This window comes from Rhodoluna sp. KAS3 (assembly GCF_026000575.1).
Lineage (GTDB): Bacteria > Actinomycetota > Actinomycetes > Actinomycetales > Microbacteriaceae > Rhodoluna.
In genome coordinates, this window is the sequence record NZ_AP026910.1 from 1,314,782 (window position 1) to 1,338,021 (window position 23,240).

The 23,240-nt window shown below is 53.7% G+C and carries 29 protein-coding genes; 9 read left to right on the plus strand and 20 right to left on the minus strand.

Going from position 1 to position 23,240, the window contains the following annotated elements:
• Window positions 1–8: 8 nt before the first annotated feature.
• On the minus strand, window positions 9–992 hold the full coding sequence (locus OO731_RS06650) for an alpha-ketoacid dehydrogenase subunit beta (protein WP_138275983.1): 984 nt from the start codon (window positions 990–992) through the stop codon (window positions 9–11).
• Window positions 992–2,122, minus strand: a complete 1,131-nt coding sequence (pdhA, locus tag OO731_RS06655; RefSeq protein WP_264890147.1) for a pyruvate dehydrogenase (acetyl-transferring) E1 component subunit alpha — start codon at window positions 2,120–2,122, stop codon at window positions 992–994. Before pdhA ends, OO731_RS06650 begins: the two co-directional genes overlap by 1 nt.
• A gap of 38 nt (window positions 2,123–2,160) precedes the next feature.
• Between pdhA and OO731_RS06660 the strand changes: the two genes are divergently transcribed.
• Window positions 2,161–2,586: a phage holin family protein gene (locus tag OO731_RS06660; protein ID WP_264890148.1), complete on the plus strand. Its 426-nt coding sequence runs from the start codon at window positions 2,161–2,163 to the stop codon at window positions 2,584–2,586.
• 19 nt (window positions 2,587–2,605) lie between these two features.
• Here OO731_RS06660 and OO731_RS06665 read toward each other — a convergent pair whose 3' ends face one another.
• Entirely contained in the window at window positions 2,606–3,736 is a 1,131-nt protein-coding gene (locus OO731_RS06665) for an alpha/beta hydrolase (RefSeq protein ID WP_264890149.1), read from the minus strand.
• A gap of 236 nt (window positions 3,737–3,972) precedes the next feature.
• Here OO731_RS06665 and purB point away from each other — a divergent pair, with 236 nt between their 5' ends.
• Complete coding sequence (gene purB, locus OO731_RS06670; RefSeq protein WP_264890150.1) at window positions 3,973–5,361, plus strand: adenylosuccinate lyase; 1,389 nt, start codon at window positions 3,973–3,975, stop codon at window positions 5,359–5,361.
• Window positions 5,362–5,442: 81 nt separating this feature from the next.
• Here the strand turns inward: purB and OO731_RS06675 are convergent, their stop codons facing one another.
• The 8 genes from OO731_RS06675 to OO731_RS06710 form a co-directional block, all read right to left on the minus strand.
• Window positions 5,443–5,676 carry a hypothetical protein gene (locus tag OO731_RS06675; protein WP_138275987.1) on the minus strand — a complete coding sequence of 78 codons (234 nt, stop codon included), beginning with the start codon at window positions 5,674–5,676 and terminating at the stop codon, window positions 5,443–5,445.
• A gap of 45 nt (window positions 5,677–5,721) precedes the next feature.
• Complete coding sequence (locus OO731_RS06680) at window positions 5,722–6,240, minus strand: hypothetical protein (RefSeq protein WP_264890151.1); 519 nt, start codon at window positions 6,238–6,240, stop codon at window positions 5,722–5,724.
• Window positions 6,241–6,285: 45 nt separating this feature from the next.
• Window positions 6,286–7,641 (minus strand): replicative DNA helicase, encoded by a 1,356-nt coding sequence (gene dnaB / locus OO731_RS06685; protein ID WP_264890152.1) that lies wholly within the window; start codon window positions 7,639–7,641, stop codon window positions 6,286–6,288.
• A gap of 469 nt (window positions 7,642–8,110) precedes the next feature.
• Window positions 8,111–8,563, minus strand: coding sequence for a 50S ribosomal protein L9 (rplI, locus tag OO731_RS06690; RefSeq protein ID WP_138275990.1), 453 nt, complete (start codon window positions 8,561–8,563; stop codon window positions 8,111–8,113).
• An 11-nt stretch (window positions 8,564–8,574) separates the two neighbouring features.
• Window positions 8,575–8,838, minus strand: a complete 264-nt coding sequence (rpsR, locus tag OO731_RS06695; RefSeq protein ID WP_138275991.1) for a 30S ribosomal protein S18 — start codon at window positions 8,836–8,838, stop codon at window positions 8,575–8,577.
• A gap of 32 nt (window positions 8,839–8,870) precedes the next feature.
• Window positions 8,871–9,383, minus strand: a complete 513-nt coding sequence (gene ssb / locus OO731_RS06700) for a single-stranded DNA-binding protein (protein ID WP_264890153.1) — start codon at window positions 9,381–9,383, stop codon at window positions 8,871–8,873.
• 6 nt (window positions 9,384–9,389) lie between these two features.
• On the minus strand, window positions 9,390–9,791 hold the full coding sequence (gene rpsF / locus OO731_RS06705) for a 30S ribosomal protein S6 (protein ID WP_138275993.1): 402 nt from the start codon (window positions 9,789–9,791) through the stop codon (window positions 9,390–9,392).
• A gap of 112 nt (window positions 9,792–9,903) precedes the next feature.
• A complete protein-coding gene (locus OO731_RS06710) occupies window positions 9,904–11,322 on the minus strand; it encodes a CCA tRNA nucleotidyltransferase (RefSeq protein ID WP_264890154.1) in 1,419 nt (472 codons plus the stop codon).
• A 58-nt stretch (window positions 11,323–11,380) separates the two neighbouring features.
• On the opposite strand from OO731_RS06710, the gene OO731_RS06715 reads away from it, so the two are divergent.
• From OO731_RS06715 to OO731_RS06745, 7 genes are all read left to right on the plus strand, one after another.
• On the plus strand, window positions 11,381–11,860 hold the full coding sequence (locus OO731_RS06715; protein WP_138275995.1) for an NUDIX hydrolase: 480 nt from the start codon (window positions 11,381–11,383) through the stop codon (window positions 11,858–11,860).
• The gene (locus OO731_RS06720) at window positions 11,860–12,420 is read left to right on the plus strand and encodes a DUF6049 family protein (protein ID WP_264890155.1); all 561 of its coding nucleotides are present in this window, start codon (window positions 11,860–11,862) and stop codon (window positions 12,418–12,420) included. Before OO731_RS06715 ends, OO731_RS06720 begins: the two co-directional genes overlap by 1 nt.
• On the plus strand, window positions 12,417–14,042 hold the full coding sequence (murJ, locus tag OO731_RS06725; RefSeq protein WP_264890156.1) for a murein biosynthesis integral membrane protein MurJ: 1,626 nt from the start codon (window positions 12,417–12,419) through the stop codon (window positions 14,040–14,042). The genes OO731_RS06720 and murJ overlap by 4 nt, the downstream gene beginning before the upstream one ends.
• A gap of 61 nt (window positions 14,043–14,103) precedes the next feature.
• Window positions 14,104–15,024 carry a thioredoxin-disulfide reductase gene (gene trxB, locus OO731_RS06730; protein ID WP_138315967.1) on the plus strand — a complete coding sequence of 307 codons (921 nt, stop codon included), beginning with the start codon at window positions 14,104–14,106 and terminating at the stop codon, window positions 15,022–15,024.
• Window positions 15,025–15,097: 73 nt separating this feature from the next.
• Window positions 15,098–15,418: a thioredoxin gene (gene trxA / locus OO731_RS06735; protein WP_264890157.1), complete on the plus strand. Its 321-nt coding sequence runs from the start codon at window positions 15,098–15,100 to the stop codon at window positions 15,416–15,418.
• 24 nt (window positions 15,419–15,442) lie between these two features.
• Window positions 15,443–16,702, plus strand: coding sequence for a PLP-dependent aminotransferase family protein (locus tag OO731_RS06740; RefSeq protein ID WP_138315968.1), 1,260 nt, complete (start codon window positions 15,443–15,445; stop codon window positions 16,700–16,702).
• A gap of 2 nt (window positions 16,703–16,704) precedes the next feature.
• Window positions 16,705–17,676, plus strand: a complete 972-nt coding sequence (locus tag OO731_RS06745) for a D-alanine--D-alanine ligase (protein WP_264890158.1) — start codon at window positions 16,705–16,707, stop codon at window positions 17,674–17,676.
• Between the two features lie 75 nt (window positions 17,677–17,751).
• Here OO731_RS06745 and OO731_RS06750 read toward each other — a convergent pair whose 3' ends face one another.
• The 9 genes from OO731_RS06750 to rpmH all read right to left on the minus strand — a co-directional run bounded on the left by OO731_RS06750 (window position 17,752) and on the right by rpmH (window position 22,952).
• Window positions 17,752–18,717 carry a ParB/RepB/Spo0J family partition protein gene (locus OO731_RS06750; protein WP_264890159.1) on the minus strand — a complete coding sequence of 322 codons (966 nt, stop codon included), beginning with the start codon at window positions 18,715–18,717 and terminating at the stop codon, window positions 17,752–17,754.
• Window positions 18,707–19,606: an AAA family ATPase gene (locus OO731_RS06755; RefSeq protein ID WP_264890160.1), complete on the minus strand. Its 900-nt coding sequence runs from the start codon at window positions 19,604–19,606 to the stop codon at window positions 18,707–18,709. Before OO731_RS06755 ends, OO731_RS06750 begins: the two co-directional genes overlap by 11 nt.
• On the minus strand, window positions 19,606–19,764 hold the full coding sequence (locus OO731_RS06760; protein WP_264890161.1) for a hypothetical protein: 159 nt from the start codon (window positions 19,762–19,764) through the stop codon (window positions 19,606–19,608). Before OO731_RS06760 ends, OO731_RS06755 begins: the two co-directional genes overlap by 1 nt.
• Window positions 19,765–19,792: 28 nt before the next feature.
• Window positions 19,793–20,431 (minus strand): 16S rRNA (guanine(527)-N(7))-methyltransferase RsmG, encoded by a 639-nt coding sequence (gene rsmG, locus OO731_RS06765; RefSeq protein WP_264890162.1) that lies wholly within the window; start codon window positions 20,429–20,431, stop codon window positions 19,793–19,795.
• A gap of 175 nt (window positions 20,432–20,606) precedes the next feature.
• Window positions 20,607–21,113, minus strand: coding sequence for a R3H domain-containing nucleic acid-binding protein (locus OO731_RS06770; RefSeq protein ID WP_138276005.1), 507 nt, complete (start codon window positions 21,111–21,113; stop codon window positions 20,607–20,609).
• Between the two features lie 5 nt (window positions 21,114–21,118).
• Window positions 21,119–22,114 carry a membrane protein insertase YidC gene (gene yidC, locus OO731_RS06775; RefSeq protein ID WP_138276006.1) on the minus strand — a complete coding sequence of 332 codons (996 nt, stop codon included), beginning with the start codon at window positions 22,112–22,114 and terminating at the stop codon, window positions 21,119–21,121.
• A 3-nt stretch (window positions 22,115–22,117) separates the two neighbouring features.
• Entirely contained in the window at window positions 22,118–22,420 is a 303-nt protein-coding gene (gene yidD, locus OO731_RS06780; protein ID WP_138276007.1) for a membrane protein insertion efficiency factor YidD, read from the minus strand.
• The gene (gene rnpA, locus OO731_RS06785; RefSeq protein ID WP_264890163.1) at window positions 22,417–22,767 is read right to left on the minus strand and encodes a ribonuclease P protein component; all 351 of its coding nucleotides are present in this window, start codon (window positions 22,765–22,767) and stop codon (window positions 22,417–22,419) included. The genes yidD and rnpA overlap by 4 nt, the downstream gene beginning before the upstream one ends.
• Window positions 22,768–22,814: 47 nt before the next feature.
• Entirely contained in the window at window positions 22,815–22,952 is a 138-nt protein-coding gene (gene rpmH, locus OO731_RS06790) for a 50S ribosomal protein L34 (RefSeq protein ID WP_138276009.1), read from the minus strand.
• Window positions 22,953–23,240: the final 288 nt, after the last annotated feature.

A 23,240-nucleotide genomic window follows, 5' to 3' on the forward strand; every position in this document is an offset into this window, starting at 1 on the left:
TGCCGAACCTAGTAGGCCAAAACGCGGTCAACCGCTTCAAGAATGCGGTCGGCGTCTGGCAAGAATTTTTCTTCGAGCTTTGCCGATGGGTAAGGAACATCGAATCCGCCCACTCGGATAACAGGTGCCTCGAGGTGATAGAACGCTAGCTCGGCCACGCGCGCTGCCACCTCTGAGCTGATCGAGACAAAAGTGCTGGCTTCATGAGCAACCACCAGGCGTCCGGTCTTTTTGACCGACTCGATGATGGTGGCAAAGTCGATTGGTGACATCGAACGCATGTCGATTACCTCAAGGCTGGTGCCCTCGCTGGCAGCAATTTCAGCTGCCTGAAGCGCAACGGCAACCATGGGGCCGTAGGCAGCAACGGTCACCTGTGATCCAGGCCGCAAAACCTTGGCGGTGTGCATGCCGGCCGGAGGTTCATCGAGGTTGACCTGGCCCTTTTGCCAATAGCGGCGCTTTGGCTCAAAGAACAGCACTGGGTCGTTGCTCTTGATGGCCTGCTGAATCATCCAGTAGGCATCGTTTGGGTTGCTTGGGCTGATTACCCGAAGGCCTGCGGTGTGAGCAAAATACGCCTCTGGGCTTTCAGAGTGGTGTTCAACCGCACCGATGCCGCCACCGAATGGCACACGAATAACCACCGGCATGGTCGTGAAACCCTCCGAACGGTTCTGCATTTTTGCCAACTGCGATGTGATCTGGTTGAAAGCCGGAAAAATAAAGCCGTCAAACTGAATCTCGGCTACCGGAGAGTAGCCGCGCATCGCCAAACCGATAGCGGTTCCGATGATTCCGGACTCAGCAATCGGCGAGTTGAAAATACGGCTTGGGCCAAACTCGTCAAGAATTCCCTCGGTCACGCGGAACACGCCACCTAGCTGAGCTACGTCCTCGCCAAAAACCAAAACCTTTGGGTTGTCGGCCATAGCTTTGCGAATACCGGCGTTGATTGCCTTGGCAATCGACATTTCTACGAAGTTAGTCATTAGTTGGCACCGCCCTGACCGAACGAAGCCTCGTAAGCCTCAAGCCAAGCAAGCTGCTCCTCGATAAGCGGGTGGCTCTCGCTGTAAACGTGCTTGAACATGTTCTCGATTGGTGGCTCACCTAGGGCAAAGGTCTTTTCGCGAATCTCTGCCGAGAGCGCCTCGCCAGCAGCCTCGCATTCATTGAAGAAATCATCACCGATACCCTGGCGGCGCAAGAACTTCTCGAATCGAGCCAGTGGGTCGCGGGCCTTCCAGTACTCCACCTCATCAGATGAACGGTACTTAGTTGGGTCGTCTGAAGTTGTGTGAGCACCGATGCGGTAGGTGAGTGCCTCAATCATGAATGGACCAGCACCGTTGCGTGCGTCATCCATGTGCTTCTTGGTTACCGCGTAGCTGGCCAAAACGTCGTTGCCGTCGATGCGGACGCCAGGCACGCCAAAGCCCATACCGCGCTGGTAAAGCGGAACAGTGGTCTGCGAGTCAACCGGGCTTGAGATTGCCCACTGGTTGTTCTGGCAGAAAAACACCATCGGAGCCTGGGTGGTTGCAGCAAATAGGAATGACTCCGAAACATCACCTTCGGCGGTCGCTCCGTCTCCGAAGTAAGAAATAACTGCCAAGTCTTCATCGCGGTTGCCGGTGCCGACTTTGCCGTCAAACTTCACGCCCATTGCGTAGCCGGTGGCGTGCAGCACCTGGGTGCCCAAAACAATTGCGTAAAGGTGGAACCGGGTCTCATCTGGGTTCCAACCGCCGTGGTTAACACCGCGAAGCATTTTGAGAATTGCCATTAGGTCAATGCCGTGGGTAATTGCCACACCGTGCTCGCGATAGCTAGGGAAGATGTGGTCGTTGTGGCCAACGCCGTAGCCCGAGCCAATCTGCGCAGCCTCTTGGCCAATTGCAGGAATCCAGAGACCTAGCTGTCCTTGACGCTGAAGAGCAGTTGCCTCATTGTCGAAGCGACGCATCCGTGCCATGTCGCGATAAAACTTTAGAAAGTCAGCCTCGCCGAGCTGATCGATGTATTTGCCGTATTCCGCGTATTGGGCAGGCACGCCGTACTGTCCGTCTGGTGAAAGAAGTTGCACCATCGGTACGTTCGAAGCATCTTGATAAGTCATCTCGTCTAATTTACTTCTTTGAGTGGCACAATCTAGTCATGATTCGTTTTCTAGTTGGAACCGTTATTAATGCCATTGCCCTCTGGGTAGTGACCCTTTGCATCCCGGCAATCAAGCTGAACCCCTATGGTGGCACCGATTTTTGGGCTATCGCGGGGTCATTCCTCCTTGTCGGAGCGGTTTTTGGCCTGGTCAGCGCCATCGTTGCACCGGTGATAAAAGTTCTGGCTCTCCCGCTCTACATCCTTACTTTTGGCCTAATTTCGTTTTTGATCAACGGTGCGCTGCTGCTTTTTGTGGCTTGGTTGTCACAGCTATTCGGCGATGACGTCTTGACGATTTACGGTTTCTCTTCTGATGGCTTGACTATCGACTCGCTCGGCTGGGCCATCCTTGGCTCGATCGTGATGAGCATTGCCTCGTTCTTTGGTCGGGCAGTCTTCAAGGCGCTAAAACTGCTCTAGGCAAAGCCTCTGTCTGGGCTCACCTCGAAATCCTGTAATTCGTGGCCTGCCCTTGGCCGCTGGCAAAATCGGTGATTAATGCACGGATGCGGGCTAGCCCGGCATCAGTGCTTTGGTCGGCAAGCAGTGCGGTGCCCCGATAGGTACTGAGTTCGTGAGCCTGCAGCACAGCCGGTTTTGAATTGCTGCTGCTCACCGGTGCCTCGCGTTCAACCGTTACCCAGTCTTTGCCCAGCGCATTTTGCGCGAGGTCTAATTTTGGAACCAAATCGTTGGTGTGCTGCAGCGAGATGGTTGGCACCCTGATGTCCTGGTTCAGCTGACTTATCGGTGATCCGATGGTTACCAAACCCGCAACTTTGTAATTTTGGGGCTGGCTAGCGAGGTTTGCCGCCACCATGCCGCCCTGCGAGTGACCGACTAGCAGCACCCGGTCCCGCTTGGTTACACCCGCGTTGACGATTGCCCTCTGGACCGCGGCTTCACTGGATGCCTTTGAAGGCCCAGCCATGGCTTGCAGGTTTGAGGTTAGGTCGAGCGGGTTTTTGCCGGCGATGGGCAACCAGGCTTGGGTGCCCGGAATGTAGACAATGTAGCGGTCCCCCGCCGGATAATTGCCGGGCGAGCTCCAGTTGCCGGCTGTGCCCGGCCCCCTAGCGCCGAAGGCGCTCGAATATTTTTCAATTCTGACCATTGGTTCGCCGGCCGAGGCTGTTCGTTCCAATCTGGTGAGTAGAGCCGCCAAACTGGTGGCCGACTGCACCGGTGTTGCCAAACCTGTTGGTTCAACTTTGATTTGGGAATCTCGATACGGGGCCCACTGCCCCGAAGTGGCCGCCAATACACCGGCAATTGCCGGAATAGCGGCAAAATCTAGGCTTTCAAAAGTTGAGGCAGTTTGAACCTCGCCGTCAAAATACTGCTGCGCAGCTACAGCACAGGCCTGATGCAAAAACTCCAAACGCTCCAGAACCGGACCAATCTCAAGTGCCAAACCAATCCGCTTGAGTGGCAATTGGAAAAAATCGGGCAGCTCAAGTTGCTGCTGCAGCAAAGAATATGCCGAGCCCAGGCAGGCCTGAACCCGCTCTATCTCGAGCAGGGTGGCAATAATTTGTGGTTCGCCGCCGAAGGCGGTTACATCGCCCACGAACTTAACCGAGATCGAATTGAAAGCAGGTCTAGAGCCAATCTCTCGACGGAACCCGCCAGTGCCGTCGCGGCACTACCTCGCCAAAGCAGAGGGTTTGGAGCAGCGAAATTTATCTGGGTAAGAACAGCGAGTAGGGCCTGGTCAATCGAATCCATCGGTCCAGCATCTGCGAATAGTCGAATCAAAGGGCTGAAAGCCCCCAAACTGTGCAGAACTTACGGCAATATAGACAGGTGAGTAATCTTTCAATTCAGCCCCTTTCCCCGCTAGATGGCCGCTACCGCGCTGCCGTTTCTGACCTAGGTTTTCACCTTTCAGAGGCCGGCCTAAACCGTGCCCGAATTGCGGTGGAGATCGAATGGCTAATCCACCTTGCCAACCGCGACCTACTTGGTACCGGAACCAGCATCAGTGATTCTGAGATTGCCCAGCTTCGAGCAATCGTGACCAACTTCTCAGACGCAGACGTTGCAACTCTGGCCGAAACCGAGGCAACTACCAAGCACGATGTGAAGGCCGTCGAGTACTTCATCCGTGGCAAGTTGTCAGAGCTGGGCCGCAACGACCTGCTTGAACTCACCCACTTTGCCTGCACCTCTGAGGACATCAACAACCTCAGCTACGCAATCACCGTTCGCGATGCAATCAAGGATGTTTGGTTGCCTCGCGTCGAAAAGCTAACCGCAAAACTTCGCGAGCTTTCGGCCAAGTACGCCGATGCAGCCATGCTTTCACACACCCACGGTCAGCCGGCAACCCCGTCAACCATGGGCAAGGAAATTGCTGTTTTTGTGCACCGCCTAGAGCGCCAGATCAAGCGCATCGAAGCCACCGAGTACCTGGGCAAGTTCTCAGGTGCCACCGGAACTTTCTCGGCCCACGTGGTTGCGGCACCAAGCGTTAACTGGCCGAAGGAATCTGAGGACTTTGTCAGCGGACTTGGCCTAACTTGGAACCCACTGACCACTCAGATAGAGTCTCACGACTGGCAGGCCGAGCTTTACACCGCGGTTTCACTGTTCAACGGCATCTTGCACAACCTCTGCACCGACATCTGGACCTACATCTCAATGGGTTACTACAAGCAGATTCCAGTCGCCGGCGCCACCGGTTCATCAACCATGCCGCACAAGATCAACCCAATTCGTTTTGAGAACGCCGAGTCAAACCTTGAGCTTTCAAACGCAATCCTGGGCAGCCTGGCTTCAACCCTCATCACTTCACGCCTACAGCGTGACCTCACCGACTCATCTTCTCAGCGCAACATTGGTCTAGGCCTTGGCCACTCGCTGTTGGCAATCGATAACGTGACTCGTGGCTTGAATGAGATCGACCTTTCGCTTCCGGTTCTAGACGCCGACCTAAGCGACAACTGGGAGATCCTCGGCGAGGCAATCCAGACTGTGATTCGTGCCGAGGTTGCAGCTGGTCGCTCAACCATCAACGACCCTTATGCCCTGCTAAAAGACCTAACTCGCGGCAAGCGCCTCAGCGGCGAAGACATGGTTGCCTTTGTCAACGGCCTAGAGATTGGTCAAGAGGCCAAGGATCGCCTACTAACCCTGCGCCCACACACCTACGTTGGTGTTGCGTCAGAGCTAGCAAAGCGAATTCAGAAGTAACTTCTCCTGAGCGCTTTTTGCGCATCGGGTAAACGAAAAGGGCGGCCATTGGCCGCCCTTTTCTGCTGCTTAGGTCAGGTGCTACTTGAGCATTGGCTCGTTAGGGTCACCCGGATTCTCTTTTACGGTCAAAGCCAAAGTTGCAATGGTGACCAAAGAAATAATGAAGGTCAATCCAGACCAAATCAAAGTTGTGTTGATGTCGCGAACGCCACCCTGCACAAATAGGCCTACAAATACTGCCGCAACCAGCGATAGCCCAAGGTAGGTGCGCAAGCTGCGTGCTTCAGATTTTTTCTTAGGGGTTTTTGCCATGGGTTAAGCCTACGCCTTAGTTATCGGGGGGAATTTGTGATTCTGCTACTTAGCAACCGCTGGTGAGGCCGCCGCTATTCCTAGGTGCACACCGATAATTACCGCGTAAGCGCCAAAGAATCCGACCTGGCTAACCGGGTCGTTGCCAGCAATCATGATGATGGCCTGAGAAAGGTAGAGTCCCAATCCCAGCGCCATGCTGATCAGGTGGTCGCGTCGAGCGGGGGTTTTGGCCGGGGCCTGCTTGGCAAAAATCGCCTCGATTACCGCGCCATAGAAACCCCAGTGCGCCAAAAGCAGCCAGGTACCAAAATAAATCGGGCTGTTTGCTGTCAGAATCGCGAGGATGGCCATCAAGATGGTTCCGCCGGCAACCACAATGTGCACCGAAGTGCCAGGTTCGCCAAAGTTTCTGACCGCCGTGACCACCGATGCCGCCAGCCAGCCAGCGCAAAGCACGAGCAGACCAATTATTGCTGTGCTTGAATCGTGCACCTGCGAAAAGGTGATGAAAATGCCTGCTGCAAGAGCAGTAGTTGCCTGGATTGCCTGGTGAATGCGCATAAATCTATTGTTTCACGCTGCGTCAGGGCGATTGGCCGGGGCCAACTACTGCTTCATGTTCATAAAGCGCGAGTACTGGCCCTGGAAGGCAACCACAACAGTGCCGGTAGGTCCATTACGTTGCTTGGCCAGAATCAAATCTGCCTCGCCAGCGCGTGGGTGCTCGCGTTCGCCCAGTGCCTCGCGGTGAAGCAGAATCACGACGTCGGCGTCTTGCTCTAGCGAGCCCGATTCACGAAGCTGCGAGATTTCAGGCTTTTTGTCTTTGGTTTGCTCTGAGTTTCGGTTTAGCTGCGAGATCGCGATAACCGGAATGTTTAGTTCTTTTGCCAAAAGCTTTAGGGCTCGTGAGAACTCCGATACCTCTTGCTGGCGTGACTCGACCTTTTTACCCGAGGTCATCAGCTGAAGGTAGTCGATCACGATCATCTTTAGCGGAACGCGCTGGTTCAAACGCCTAGCTTTGGCGCGAATCTCGACCAGAGTCATGTTTGGGCTGTCATCGATGTAAAGCGGTGAATCGTTGATCTGACCGCGAACCGCGGCGAGGCGAGTCCAGTCGCTGTCGGCAAATGAGCCCTTGCGCATGTTCTGAAGCGGAATTTGTGATTCAGCCGACAGCATTCGCATGGCGATTTCTGCGCGACCCATTTCAAGTGAGAAGAAAACAGTTGCGCGCTTGTGCTTGATGGCAGCATTGCGGGCAAAGTCAAGCGCCAGGGTTGACTTACCAACGGCTGGGCGAGCGGCCAGAATGATCAACTGGCCACCGTGGAGGCCGTGGGTGAGTTCATCAAGCTCGGTAAATCCGGTTGGCACACCAACCATGTCGCCACCGCGGCTTTGTGCCTGCTCGATTTCGTGAATCGCAGCCTCAATCGAGTCGTTGAGGTCAACGATGTCCTCTTTGGCAGCGCCGCGAGTGACCGAATAGACATCAGCCTGGGCTTGGTTCACTAGGTCTTCGACTTCACCCTCGTTGGCATAGCCAAGCTGAGCGATTTTTGTACCCACTTCTACCAAGCGGCGCAGGGTGGCCTTTTCGGCAACAATCTGGGCGTAGAAGCCAGCGTTGGCAGCGGTTGGAACAATCGAGGTGAGGGTGTGTAGATAGTCGGCTCCGCCGGCCTTAACTAAGTTGCCTGATTTGGTTAGCTCATCGGTGACTGTAATCACGTCGGTCGGCTCACCCTTTGAAAACAGGGTAAGGATGGCCTCAAAAATAACCTCGTGCTTGGGTGCATAGAAGTCTCCGCCGCGAACTGCTTCTTGAACCTCGGCAACGGCCTCTGGTGAAAGCAGCATGCCACCCAGGGCACTCTGTTCGGCAAGCATGTCGTTTGGCAGCATTCGCTCGTTTCCGCGGCTTGGATCAACCGGTGGAACAGACAAAAGCGACATTAATTTCTCCTATTTTTGGCCCAATACTGACCCAATACCTGTCTAGCATTCACCACTGACACCGATAAGCGAAAACGGCTTGTGTACAGATATGTTGATAACTGTGGAGACACGCGGTAATAACTGTGCACAACCTGTGGAAAGTACTGTGGACAATATGTGGAATTTTGGGTGAAATCCAGTAATTTACTGGGATGCATCTATGTGGATAACTTTTCTCAAATAACCCTAAACCATAACCTTAGGGTTTGTCGCGACACGCCGAACCCGCCCCGCGGAGGCCCGTGGAGCAAAGTTATCCACCGTTTATCCACAGGTGAGGAACCGTACATTTCTGAAATTTGTCCTGTCAAAACTTATCCAGGACCGCTCATACGTCGATCAGCTTGGGGCACTGGGTTCAAAAGCAAAAAAGTGGGCCGCCCGAAGGCGACCCACTTGAACTTCTTGAATTACTTCAAGTCGTAAATTACTTCTTGCCTACTACCTGCAGGGTGATGGTAGCTACAACGTCGCCGTGAAGACGAACGGTAGCTAGGTGCTCACCTGAGTTGCGGATAGGTGCAACGAATGCAACCTTGCGCTTGTCTAGCTCGCCAAGGCCAGCAGCTGCAACTGCAGCTACAACGTCAGCGGTCTTTACAGAACCGAACAAACGGCCACCAACGCCAGCCTTAGCGGTAAGGCGTACAGCCTTTGCCTCTAGAGCAGCCTTTAGAGCCTGTGCGTCTTCAACGGTTGATAGTGCGCGTGCGTCGCGAGCAGCCTTGATTGACTCAATCTGCTTCTCGCCACCCTTGGTCCATAGAACAGCGAAGCCGCGTGGAAGCAAGTAGTTACGTGCGTAACCGTTCTTTACCTCTACAACGTCACCTGCGCCACCTAGGCCTGAGACCTCATTGGTCAGAATTAGCTTTGACATTCGATTTCTCCTTAGCGGCCAGCGCCTGCGTATGGCATTAGAGCCATTTCGCGAGCGTTCTTTACGGCACGGGCGATGAGGCGCTGTTCCTGAACAGAAACACCGGTGATACGACGAGCGCGGATCTTGCCGCGGTCTGATACGAACTTGCGTAGGGTTGCAACGTCCTTGTAGTCAATAACGCCGACCTTGATTGCCTTTGCTGGCACATCCTTCAAGTTCTTTGCATTGCGCTTTGGCTTCTTACTGTTGCGAGGATCGCTCTTTGCAGCCATGATTTCTCCTAAATTTTGTCTTTAAAGTCTGATTAGAACGGGGTGTCGTCGCCGGTAGCAGCGGTACCTGGGTTTGCCCATGCGTCATCGACAGGCTTTGAAGCCTTTGATGCAGCAGGTGCAGCGCCCCAAGGGTCACTTGCAACTGCAGCGGCTCCTGCACCAGCGCCAGCTTCGCGAGCACGACGAGTGACTGACGCGGTTGCAGTGCGCAACGACGGACCAATCTCTTCGATCTCAAGCTCTAGTGAAGCGCGAGCCTCACCCTGTGCTGTCTGGTAGGCAGATGCTGGCTTTAGTCGCCCAGTAACCACAACGCGGGTTCCCTTGGTGAGTGACTGAGCGATGTTCTCAGCTACTTCACGCCAGGCGGTGCAGCGAACCCATACGGTCTCGCCGTCGTCCCACGCGCTGGTTTGACGATTGTAGGTACGTGGAGTTGAACCCACGTTTAGTGAAACAACTGCGATACCGCCCTGGGTGTAGCGAAGTTCAGGGTCGTTACCTAGGTTTCCAACAATCGTTACGTTGACTTCCCCGGCCATGTGACTTTACTCGGCCTTCTTGGTTGATGACTTTGCAGCTGGTGCCTTCTTAGCAGGCGCCTCTGCAGCAGCTTCTTCAGCTGAAACCTCAGGAACCTCTACAGGCTTGATGTTTACAACTGCCTCGTCTGCACGTAGCACCTTGGTGCGAAGAACAGCCTCAGAAAGCTTTAGCTGACGGTCAAGCTCAACTACTGCTGCTGATGAACAGGTCATGTTCACAACTGCGTAGAAGCCTTCGGTCTTCTTAGCGATTTCATAAGCCAAACGGCGGCGACCCCAAAGGTCAACGTTGTCTACAGTGCCTGAAGCATTGCGGATTACGTTGAGGAACTTGTCTAGGGATGGAGCAACAGTGCGTTCTTCGATCGATGGATCGAGAATTACCATGAGCTCATACTTATGCATAACTAACCCACCTCCTTTGGACTAGAGCGGTCACGGACTTTCCGTGACAGGAGGGTCTTGCATAGCTGTTGTCAAGAACATGGGACTGAGCCCAATAGACAACCTCTCTAGCCTACCGGCTGTGCCACCACGCAAGCAAGCGTTTTTCTGCTTCTTCTGGGCCAATCGGGCCCTCTTCGAGACGCAGCTCCATCAAGAATTTATAAGCCTCGCCAACTTCGCGGCCTGGGCGGAGGTCCAGAATCGCCATAATCTGTTCACCCGAAAGGTCTGGGCGCAGCGAATTCAGCTCTTCCTGCTCCTGAATGACCGCGATTCGGTGCTCCAAATCATCGTAGGCATGGGCCAACCGGTCGGCCTTGCGCTTGTTTCTGGTGGTCACATCGGCTCGAGTCAGGGCGTGCAGGCGCAGCAGTTGATCGTCAGCGTCGCGCACGTAACGCCGAATTGCCGAGTCGGTCCAGGCTTGGTCGCTGTAGCCAAAGAACCGTAGGTGCAATTCAATTAGCCGAGAAACCGCCTTGATCGAGTCATTATCAAACCGCAGTGCCTTCATGCGCTTGGCAGCAAGCTTGGCCCCGACAACATCGTGGTGATAGAACGAAACCGCGCCACCCGGCTCAAGGCGTTTGGTGGCCGGCTTGCCGCAGTCATGCATCAGGGCGGCAAAGCGCAGGATGAAGTCGCCCTCGAGGTTGTAATCCTTTTCGTAGTCAATCGCCTGCTCCACCACGGTGAGGGTGTGCTCGTAGACATCCTTGTGATGGTGGTGTTCATCAGATTCAAGCTTTAGGGCGGGCAATTCTGGCAAGACCAGGGCCGCCAAACCGCTGTCAACTAGGGCGGTCAGTCCGGCGCGAGGGTTGTCTCCAAGCATCAATTTGGTTAGTTCAACCTGAACCCGCTCGGCCGAAATAATTTCAATCCGCTCGGCCATTGCCGTCATGGCTTCAAAGGTTGCCGGCTCGATTTCAAACCCCAACTGCGATGCAAAGCGGGCACCGCGCATCATGCGAAGCGGGTCATCGCTGAATGAATCTTCAGGCTTGCCAGGGGTGCGGAGGACGCCGTCAATCAGATCTTGGAGCCCCTTGAATGGGTCAACAAACACCTTGTCTGGCAGTCGCAGTGCCATTGAGTTAACGGTGAAATCTCGGCGAAAAAGGTCGTCTTCAAGGCTTTTGCCAAACACAACCTCCGGCTTACGGCTATCGACGTCGTATTTATCAGCGCGGTAGGTGGTGATTTCTACGGTGTCGTCACCCATTCGGGCACCGATGGTTCCAAAAGCGCGCCCAATGTCCCAAAAGGCATCAACGTGTGGCTTGAGAATCGCGATGGTTTCATCGGGGGTGGCCGAAGTAGTGAAATCTAGGTCTGGAGCCTTGCGGCCAAGAAAGGCATCGCGCACCGGGCCGCCCACCAGCGAGATTTCATGGCCGGCATCGGTGAAAATTCGACCGAGTGTGACAAATAGGGGACTATCGGTAGTCCGTTCAAGATTTGCCAAAGCTTCAGCCACAGAGCGCATGCCTTCAATCGTGCCACAGCCTGCCCATTTAGCTTGGCCAAAGGTTTAGAGTTGCTTTATGAATCAACAGAGCGCCGGTCCAAATCGTGGTCGCCGCTTAACGCGAGTTGAAGAAACCTCTTCGGGTGGTTTTGTTTTGGCTGCAGACGGTTCATTGCAGGTAGCCCTGATTGGGCGCCTAAATCGCGGTGGGCGCATTGATTGGTGCGTGCCAAAGGGCCACCCTGAGGGCCAAGAATCCCTCGAAGAAGCAGCGGTTCGTGAGATTGCCGAAGAAACCGGCCTCGAAGTCGAAATCATTGAGGCTTTGGGCTCAATTCGCTACGAATTTGCCGCCGGTCACAAGTTGATCTCCAAGACTGTGCACCACTTTTTGATGCGCCAGATTGGTGGCGAGCTGACCGTTGAGAATGACCCTCAGCACGAGGCCGTAGATGTCAAATGGTTCGCCGTAGACGGATTACAAAAGACTTTGTCCCACGAAAACGAGCGCAGAATTGCGCGTGGGGTTGAAGAGTGGATTGAGAGAAACCTCTAGTGCGGCGGTTTTTGGCGCTGGCATTGGCCGCGGTTTTAGCTATTGGTTCAATTTCGGCATCATCGGCGTCGGTTCCGACCATTTCTCTCGCCAAATCTGACGTTCGTGAAGTCGAGGTAGATGGCGTTTATGTAGTTCGCGGTTCAGACATCAACCTGGTTTCACGTGAATCCAAGGTTCCGATTCGAATCCAAAACGACTTCGATGAAGACGTGCGCGTTCACGTTCACGCTCAACCAAACAACAGCCGCCTGATTGTTCCGGAAGTTGTTGAAATCGTGGTTCCGGCCCAAACCGAAGTTACCGCCCAGGTACCGGTCAAGGCCATTGCCAACGGGGGCGTGGGCCTTCAGGTTTGGCTAACCACGTTTTCTGGCATCCAACTTGGTCGTTCAGTGGTCATAACAATGGAAATCAACGCCGATGTTGAGTCATTTCTATTGATTGGCCTAGGCACCCTGGTGGTTTTGCTCGGAACAGTGGGTGTGATTCGCACCAAACGTAAAAACCGCCTGCGCCACGAGGCCGAGGCCGCCGAGACGTTAGAGGTTCAAGCTTGAGTGTTGCCAGATCCTCGCTTCTCATGGCCAGCGGAACCATCCTTTCGCGCATTCTTGGCTTTGTTCGCGCGGTAATCCTGGCAGCAGCCATTGGTGTTACCACCGACGCCGCCGACGCATTTGGTGTTGCCAACCAGCTGCCAAACAACGTCTACGCAATCATTGTTGGCGGGCTTTTGAACGCTGTTTTGGTGCCTCAAATTGTGAAGGCCCGTTCTAACACCGATGGCGGCAAGGGCTACGTTGACCGCCTACTAACCCTGATAATCACGGTTTTCTTTGCCGTAACCCTCATCACCACCCTGGCGGCTCCGCTTTTGGTCTCGATTTACACCAACGGCTGGACTGATCAGCAACTGGCCCTGGCCACCGCTTTTGCCTACTGGTGCCTGCCTCAGCTGTTCTTCTACGGTTTGTACTCGATTCTGGGTGAAGTGCTCAATGCTCGAAGCACATTCGGGCCATTTATGTGGGCTCCAGTGCTCAACAATCTGGTCTCAATGGCCGGTTTGGTTGCTTTTGTTGTGATTTTCGGCGCCGACCCAACCGGTTCTCGAGCCGTTGAAGACTGGACCTCGTCACAAATTGCCCTGTTGGCCGGCAGTGCCACCGCAGGCGTAGCTGCGCAGGCATTGATTCTCTTCGTTGCCTGGAAAAAGGTTGACCTAAAACTCAGCATCAACTTCAAATGGCGTGGCTTTGGTCTTCGCCCGGCGCTCAAGGCAGCCTCTTGGTCGCTAGGAATGGTGGTGGTCACTCAAATCGGTGGCCTGGTCCAAACCATCGTGGCCTCGGGCGCAGTCAGCGCTCGTGACACCAACCCTGCGGTGGCCTCGGTCGCGGCAGCAGCCATCGCGTGGTTGATTTTCATGGTTCCGCACTCTGTGGGCACTGTATCGATCGCCACCGTCTACTTCACCAAGATGGCCAATCACGTGCAGGATGGCAAAATCCACCTGCTGAAAGCCGATCTTGCCGCTGGTTTGCGCACCATTTCGGTAATTTCAGTCTTTTCGACCGTCGCCCTAATCGTGCTGGCCTACCCAATTTCACGCATTTTTGTCGGTGAATTGCCGGCCACCATTGCGCTGGGCAATGTTTTGATTGCCCTGATGTTTGGTTTGGTGCCATTCAGCTTTGTCTACATGATGCAGCGTGCGTTCTATGCCCTTGAAGACACTAGAACTCCGTTTGGTTTCACCCTGGTGCAAATCACAATTCACGTCGCCGGGTCGCTAACCATGGCGGTCACCGTTCCGGCGGAATGGTTGGTGGTCGGCCTGTCAGCACTAACCAGCGTGACCATTTTGATTCAGGCGGTAATTGCCTACGTTCTGCTCAGTAGGCGCATCGGAAAGCTTTCCGAGCACAAAATTGCAGTTTCAAGCATCCAATTTGTCACCGCGGGCGTTGTAGCCGGCCTCGGTGGTTGGGCCACCCTTCAGGCGTTGGGCGGCATTTCAGCCCAGTCCTTTGTGGTTCAAACTGTGCTCAGCTCGGTGCTCAGCTGCCTGATCGCCGGTTTTGTCATGCTCGCCATCTACGTCCTAACCCTCCGTTTCCTAAAAGTTCCCGAAATAGACACGGCTGTAGCCGGAATCAAGGGAATTGTTCGCCGGTAATATTGGCTGACTAGGGTGAATCACCCAGATTTAGAACGAGCTTTGGCTCGAGGAGAATACATTGCGCGACGTCATCATTATTGGTTCCGGTCCAGCCGGTTACACAGCAGGTATCTACACCGCACGCGCGGGTTTGAAGCCATTGCTGATTGCTTCATCTGTTGAGGCTGGTGGCGAGCTAATGAAGACCACCGAAGTTGAAAACTTCCCTGGTTTCCCAGAGGGCCTACAGGGCCCAGAGCTCATGGCCAACTTCCAAGAGCAGGCAGAGCGCTTCGGCACCGAGATCCTGATGGATGACGTTGTAGAGGTTGACCTCAAGGGCGACATCAAGATCGTCAAGACCGGCGGCGGCGAGACTTTCGAGGCCAAAACTGTGATTTTGGCAACGGGAGCGGCATACCGCGAGCTTGGTTTGCCACGCGAGAAGGAACTGTCAGGCCACGGTGTTTCATGGTGTGCCACCTGCGACGGCTTCTTCTTCCGCGAAAAGAACATCGCAGTAGTTGGCGGTGGCGACTCAGCAATGGAAGAGGCGCTGTTCTTGACCCGCTTTGCGACCAAGGTTTACATCATTCACCGTCGTGACACCTTCAAGGCCTCAAAGATCATGCAGGAGCGCGCTCTGGCAAACCCAAAGATCGAGGTCATCTGGAACTCAGAGATCGCCGAGCTAAACGGTGAGGCCAAGCTCGAGGGTGTAACCCTGCGAAACACCGTTGATGGATCAACCTCGGAGCTTGCTCTAGAAGGCCTATTCATCGCTGTTGGTAACGACCCACGCGTCTGGTTGGTTGAAAACCAGGTCGAGTTGACCCCTGAGCGTTTCATCCAGGTTGAAGGACGCTCATCAAAGACCAGCCTGCCGGGCGTTTTTGCCTGTGGCGACGTCATTGACCCTACCTACCGTCAGGCAATTACTGCTGCCGGTTCTGGTTGTGTAGCTGCGCTAGACGCAGAGCACTACCTAATGAACCACTAATTTTCTTTGAAGGTTTCACGTGAAACCTTTGTTTAGATTCAAATAACTGCACATTTTCAAAAAGGATTCGATCATGGCAAAAGATGTAACTACCGCAAGCTTCCAGGCTGACGTTCTATCAAGCAGCAAGCCTGTGCTTGTTGACTTCTGGGCAGAGTGGTGTGGTCCGTGCCGCATGGTTTCACCGATTCTTGACCAGATTGCCGAAGAGTACGCCGACAAAATTGAGGTCGTCAAGGTAAACGTTGATGACGAGCCTGGCCTAGCTCAGCAGTACGGCATCACCGGCATTCCAGCCCTTCAGGTCTTCAAAGATGGCCAGGTTGTCAAGGCCATGGTTGGCGCAAAGCCAAAGCAAATTTTGGTAAACGACTTGGCTGAATTCCTTCAGTAGTCTGGTTTTAACTAGACTTATTGAATGACCGAAAGCCAGCAGCAAGCCAACAACCTCGATTCATGGTTGGATTCTTACGCTGCGCGCGCGCAAACCCTTGCTGTTTCTGAGGTTCGAGCACTCTTTTCTGTAGTTTCTCGTCCTGAGGTTGTTTCTCTCGCGGGCGGTATGCCATACGTGGCTGCACTGCCTCAAGAACTCCTTCAGCAGACCTACGAGAGCATGATGGCCAAGCGCGGTGCGCTGGCAATGCAGTACGGCAGCGGCCAGGGTGACCTAGTTCTACGCGACCAGATCCGTGACCTAATGGCTCTTGAGGGCATCAGCAGCTCTGTAGAGGACATCGTCATCACCACCGGTTCTCAGCACGGCCTAGACCTGCTCTCAGGCCTGTTCCTTGACCACGGTGACGTGGTTTTGGCTGAAGGCCCTAGCTACGTTGGCGCTTTGGGTATTTTCAACCACTATGAAGCCCATGTAGAGCACGTTTACACCGATGATGCCGGTATTTCGCCAGAAGCCCTCTCAGAGGCCATCGATCGCATGAAGGCTCAGGGTAGAACCATCAAGTTCTTGTACCTAGTCACAAACTTCGCCAACCCTTCAGGTGTCACCCTTTCTGCCGAAAGACGCCCTCGCATCCTAGAAATCTGTAAGCGCGAGCACATCCTGGTGGTTGAAGACAACCCTTACGGCCTTTTGTACTTCGATCAGCCGGTGCCTGACGCGCTTCGCAGCATGGATGAAGACGGCGTTGTGTACCTGGGCTCGTTCTCAAAGATTTTGGTACCGGGTTTCCGTGTGGGTTACGTGCTTGCACCGCCGGCCATCCGTGACAAGTTGGTTTTGGCCAATGAGTCGGCAATTTTGTGCCCAACCTCATTTGGTCAGATGATGATCAGCGAATACTTGGCAACTGCCGATTGGAAGGGTCAGATTGACACCTTCCGCGGGGTTTATCGTGAGCGTCGCGATGCTGCCCTGGCTGCAATGCACGAATATTTGCCAAAACTTGAAACCACGCGCCCTGATGGTGGTTTCTACCTATGGGTTACCCTGCCTGACGGCATTGACTCAAAGGCCATGCTCCCGCTGGCGGTCAAGGAATTGGTTGCCTACACCCCGGGAACGGCCTTCTATGGCGATGGAACCGGTCACAACAAGCTTCGAGTCTGCTACTCGTATCCAACACCTGAGAACATCAATGTTGGAATCAAGCGCCTCGCAAATGTGATCAATCTCCAAACCGAATTACTAGAAACCTTTGCTAAAAAAGGAAAATAATCATGATCGTCAAGGGTAACTCCGCAGCCAAACTGAAAATTCAGGTTCTTGCAGGTGGTATCTCACACGAGCGTGACATCTCACTAAAGTCTGGGCGCCGCGTAGCCGATGCTCTGACTGACTTCGGTGCCGAAGTTGTAATTCGCGAGCCAGATCACGACCTCCTGGCCAACATTCTCAAAGACAAGCCAGATGTAATTTGGCCTTGCCTACACGGCGCCAGCGGTGAAGACGGCGCATTGCGCGACATTTTGGCCCTCACCGGTGTTCCATTCGTTGGTGCCAGCGCTGCTTCAGCTCGTTTGGCCTGGGACAAGTCAATTGCCAAGGTTTTGGTCGCTCAGGCAGGTATTCAAACGCCTCCTTCGGTGACCCTGCCTAAAGAAACCTTCCGAGAGCTAGACGCCGAAGGTGTTTTGAAGGCTGTGACGCAGTCGATTTCGCTTCCGGTAGTGGTTAAGCCTGCCAAGAGCGGCTCGGCCCAGGGTGTTTCGATTGTGCATGACCAATCTGAACTAAACCGGGCCATGATTGACGCCTATGTCTACTGCGATGTCGCAATCATTGAGAAGTTCATCGCTGGTACAGAACTGGCTGTGAGCGTTATTGACCTCGGTGCCGGCCCAATTGCGCTGCCAGCCGTCGAGATCGAGCCTGTAGACGGCAAATTCGGCTATGACGAGCGCTACACAGCCGGTGAGACCAATTACTTTGTTCCAGCACGTTTGACCCCAAAGCTGGCCGATAAAGCCTCTGAGATTGCCATCAAGGCTCACGAGTTGCTTGGTTTGCGCCACCTGTCACGAATCGACCTAATTGTTGATGATCAGGGTGCGGTTTGGTTCCTAGAGGCAAACGTCTTGCCTGGGCTTACCGAAACCTCACTGCTGCCGCAAGCTGTGACTGCCTCTGGAAACTCGCTGGGTGAGGTTTACTACTCGCTAGCCGAGGCAGCACGCAATAACCGCGGCTAAGACCTAAGAGGGGGGCCTAAATCGGTCCCGCCACCACCGCCCCGTCAGAATATGGGCCGATGTTTCACGTGAAACTTAGTGTTGGGTGTCTACGCCAAGCTCTTTGAGAATGCGGGTTAGATCGCCAACTGTCGCAAAATCAATGACCAGCTGACCCTTTTTCTTGCCCAAAACAATGCTGACTTTGGTGTCCAAGCGGTCACCGAGCTTGTCAGCAAGGGTTTTTAGTGAATCCTGGCGTCCACCAGGGGTAATTGTGGCTTTTCCTGGCTTATTTGGCTTGTCTAGGGCAACGATTTCCTCTAGGGAACGAACCGATAGGCCCTCGTTGATTACCTTGTTGGCAAAATGCTCCATGCGCGACTCATCAACCACGCTCAGAATTGCACGGGCGTGACCGGCACTCAAAACTCCGGCAGCAACCTTCTTCTGGACGCTGATCGGCAACTTAAGCAAACGAATGGTGTTGGTGATCTGCGGACGAGAGCGGCCAATCTTTTCGGCCAACTGATCCTGGGTGATGCCAAAATCTGCCAAAAGCTGCTGATACGCCGAGGCTTCTTCCAACGGGTTTAGGTTTGCGCGGTGAATGTTCTCAAGCAGCGCGTCGCGCAGCATGTTGTCGTCAGCGGTTTCGCGGATAACGGCCGGGATCTTTGACAGTCCGGCTTCTTTAGAGGCGCGAAGTCGGCGTTCACCCATGATCAACTCATAGGTTGGCTGACCATTTGCCTCGCCCAGCGGGCGAACCACGATTGGCTGAAGGACGCCGAACTCGCGAACTGAGTGAACCAACTCGGCAAAAGCCTCTGGCTCAAACACTGATCTTGGCTGCATCGGGTTAGGAATGATTGAGCTTAGATCCAAGTGGCCGAAGCGTGCCCCCGGAACCTCAACTAGGCTAACTTCCGCCTCAACACTGGCCTCTGGGGCCGCAGAGTCGCCACCAAAGAACACATCGATTGGCCTTTCACTAACCAACGGTGAGGTTGGAATCAGTGCACCGATACCGCGGCCTAGGCCCGATTTCTTATCTGCCATTCTGTGCTCCCTTAATTGCAATTTCGATGGCCGCCTCTAGATAAGAGATGGCACCGGGTGAAGATGGGTCGTGCGTGATTACCGTGCGACCGAAACTTGGAGCCTCAGAAACTCGAACATTGCGAGGAATCACTGAGTCCAAAGTCTGTGCCGGGAAGTGCTGACGAACATCGGCAACCACCTGTGCGGCAAGTCGAGTTCTTGAGTCGTACATGGTCAACAAGATCGTCGATAGAACCAGCTGTGGGTTGAGAGCCTGCTGAACTCGCTCAATGTTTCTAAGCAACTGCGATAACCCCTCGAGGGCGTAGTACTCACACTGAATCGGAAGCAGCACCTCAGTAGCTGCAACAAAGGCATTCACCGTTAGCAAGCCGAGGCTCGGTGGGCAGTCGATAAAGACATAATCTGGGACATCGTGACCCTGGCCCGGCTGAAGGTAGGCGTCAATGGCCTGCTTCAAGATAGCGTGCCAGTTGGTGCGCTCAATCTGGGTAACGATCTCGATCTCGGCACCGGCAAGATCAATCGTGGCCGGAACACAGGTCAAATTTGGGCTCTCTGAGCACTGTTGTACGACAGATTCGATGCTGGCGCCCTCGGTCAAGACCTCATAAATGCCTCTGGTGCCCTCCTGGTGAGGCACATTCAGGGCTGTCGAGGCATTTCCCTGTGGATCTAGGTCAATAACCAGCACTTTTAGGCCCTTGCTAGCCAGTCCGGCAGCTAGGTTTACGGTGCTAGTGGTCTTACCAACGCCACCTTTTTGGTTTGAAACCGAAATTACCCTGGTGCGGTTTGGCTTTGGTGGAGTTTGCTGGGCAATTATCTGAAGTCTTCGAGTGTTATTGGCCAGCTCACGAGCTAGGGGAGTCTCAACAAATGCCATTATTTGACCTTAACTTCGGTGATTGTTTCACGTGAAACAATCCAACCGGTTGGCTCTGGGCTAGTCTCGATGCGGTCCGCTGGGTAACCATGCCCCGGAAATACGGTGGCAGGGGTAACTGAAGAGGCCTCGGCTTGAGAAATTTGCTGCTCGCTCAAAACAAACTCCAATGGATTATCTAAAACTTCAGACTAGCGTAGTTCGTACCACGGTAGTCGGCTCGGCAAGGTGCTGGCCACCTGTTACCAAGATCTCAAATCCGGCAATTTTGAGTTTTTTCTGGAGAGCCTTTGACTCTTCAATCTCGTCGGCAGCCTTAGAGCCCTTTAGCGCGATGATTTCGCCGCCGTTTCGGGTCAGTGGAACGGTCATCCGAAGCAATTTTGGTAGGGCCGAAACAGCGCGAGCGGTCACAATATCGAATGCTTCGCCAACTTCTTCGGCACGAGCACGGATTACCCGCACATTGGTTAGGCCCAGTTCTTCAACCTGCTGCTTTAGCCAGTTAGAACGGCGCTCCATTGGCTCAATAAGCACAAATTCGGCATCTGGCTGGGCAATTGCCATCGGAATACCTGGCAAACCAGCCCCAGATCCAACATCGGCAACTTTCTTGCCTGCCTGCACTAGCTCAGCAACCACAGCAGAATTCAGGATGTGACGTGACCAAAGCTTTGGCATTTCACGTGGCCCCAATAGGCCAAGTTCATCGCCATCGCGGACCAGAGCCGCCGCATAACCGCGCGCTTTATCAATACCGGCACCAAAAATCGTGGCGGCAATCGCAGGTTCGGCCTCTGGTGTGAAGTCTGGGGTTTCGGTCATAAATTCATCTTTCCAAAAGAAAACATCAGGTCGGGGAGTTCCCGACCTGATGTTTATAACTGCGACAAAGGTTTCACGCGAGGCCCGAGCGCGGCGAAGCTATGCTGAGACGCGCTGGCCGAATCTTGAACGAGTAACTTTCTCGATAAGTTTCACGTGAAACATGCCGCGCAAGTTACTCGGCGATAGCCGGCTTAATTACGATGTGACGGTCGCGACCTTCGCCCTCAGACTCAGACACTAGGCCTGCCTCAGAGATGATGTCGTGCACAATCTTGCGCTCATAAGAAGACATTGGCTTCATAGGAACGGTCTCGCCGGTGTCCTTGACCTTGGCAATCAGCTTGTTCACGATGCGAGTTAGCTCATCAACGCGCGCCTGGCGTGAGCCACCAACATCAAGAATCAAACGGCTGAAGCTGTTGGTCTTTACCTGAACGGCAAGGCGGGTTAGCTCCTGCAACGCTTCTACAGTCTCTGGGTCAGAAATAACTCGTAGGTTGCTTTCGCCACCAGCTGTGATTTCTAGGTATGCGCGGCCTTGGCGTACATCGATTTCAATGTCTCCATCAAGATCGAAAATGTCGAGCAGTTCCTCTAGGTAGTCAGCGGCAATGTCGCCTTCTTCTTCAAGGGCCTTTACCGACGACTCTTCGTTTGGCTTTAGTTCTTCAGTGGTCATAGTTATTACTTCTTACCCTTGTTGGTAGGCGCACTCTTGCTCGGTGCAGCCTTCTTGGTAGTTGGAGTTGTGGTGGACTTCTTGGCACGAGTCTTGCTAGCTGGCTGAGTGCGCTGACGAGGCTTCTCTTCTTCGACAACCTCGGCTACTGCTTCAGCCTTAGGCAGCTTGCCCTTCTTGGCCAAGCGCTCCTCGCGGGCCTTGTGCGCAACTGAGCCAGGGGTTGGCATGTTGCGAATCACGATGAACTGCTGGCCCATGGTCCAGAAGTTCGATGCTAGCCAGTAGAACATAACGCCCAGTGGGAACGAGATACCCGAGATCATGAAGATCAATGGGAATACGTACAACATGATCTTCTGAGTCTGCATGTACTGAGAGTTCATCACGTCAGGGTTCTGGTTCTTAGACATGATCTGCTTCTGAGTGATGTACTGCGTAGCGGTCATCACAAGGATCATGACCGCAGCCAGGATCTTTACCTCAAGCAGCGAGCTGCTCAAGAAAGTGTCTTTTAGGGGAGCGCCGAACAGTGTTGCCTGCGCAAACTGGTTTGAAAGCTCAAGGTTCATCAGGCCTACACCGGCATTACCGGTGTTGATTGAGTTCTGCGCATCGTTCAATACAAAGAACAATCCCGAGAAGATCGGCATCTGAATCAAAAGCGGCAAACATGAGCTCAATGGGTTTGAGCCAGTGCGCTTGTACAGCTCCATCTGCTCTTTAGCCATCTTCTCGCGTGACTCGCGGTCAGTCTTGCCCTTGTACTTCTTCTGAAGCTTCTGCAATTCTGGCTGCGCGTTCATCATGTTGCGCTGGCTCTTGATCTGCTTTACAAACACTGGGATAAGTGCAGCACGAACCACAACGGTCAAACCGATGATTGACAGCACCCAGGTAATACCTTGGGTGGCTCCCATGCCGAGTGAAGTGAACAGTGTGTGTGAGGCAACAAGAATGAGCTCAATTACCCACTTGATTGGCCATAAAAGATCTGGCATTTACTAACCCTTCTTAAGGTTTGGTACTACAAAGCCGTTTTCAGTCACCCGAAACCGGCCGGAGCCTGGTTTTACCTCGTCGACGCCACCTTGCGACCACGGGTTGCAACGCAAAATTCTCAGAACCGTTAGAACGGATCCGAAAACCACGCCGCGCTGCTGGATTTGCCCTAAACCGTACGCCGAGCACGTCGGGTAATACCGACAGACATCTCCATAAAGCGGAGAAATCACTTTGCGATAGGCCTTGATAAGCAAAACCAGAAAGTTTCTTGGTGCCAACCAAATCCGAATTACAAGATTCATGACTTGGCCGTCTTATTTACCGCTGTATAAAAAGCGGTTTTAAGTTCTTCTCGAAGTTTATTCCAGTCCAGCTCTGCCGCACCGGGTAGGGCACGAACAACCACTGTCATTTGGCTGTCTACTTCTTTTAGTAATTCCCGAGCAATTTCGCGCATTCGCCGCTTGACCAGGTTTCTTTTTACCGCTCCACCTACCGTCTTTGCCACCACAAAGCCAAAGCGGGCCTGAGGCAATGCCTCATCCCGCTTTAGATAGATGACTAGATGGTCTGAACCAACCTTGCGACCAGTTTTCATGGTCATACGAAAATCGTCTGCCTTGAGCAGACGGTTTTCGCGGGCCAACATCTGTTGACTACCGAGGCTTGGCGACCGGTTAGGGCAGTGAGCCCGGACTAAGCAGAAAGCTCTGAACGGCCCTTGCGACGACGTGCAGCCAAGATAGCGCGGCCGGCGCGGGTCTGCATGCGTAGACGGAAACCGTGGGTCTTTGCACGACGACGGTTGTTCGGCTGGAAAGTACGCTTCGACATGGATTCTTCTCCGTTTTTGGATCTTGCAAGTTTGGGTTGGAACGTTTGCGTTCGTGTTGGTTAACCAACTAATTAGCGTTCCAGATGCAGAGCAACCTGTTAAACCTACGCCAAATAACTAGATCTGGTCAAGTTTTTAGGCGTGATTAATGAAAAACACAAAAGTCTTACACAAAGTTTCTTAAATTCTTGGATTCGACACACCGTGTTAATTTGCTTTTTAAGGTCGGTATTGAGTTGAATCAATACTCGGACATATCCACAGGATGCCGTCATCGGGGGATGCGG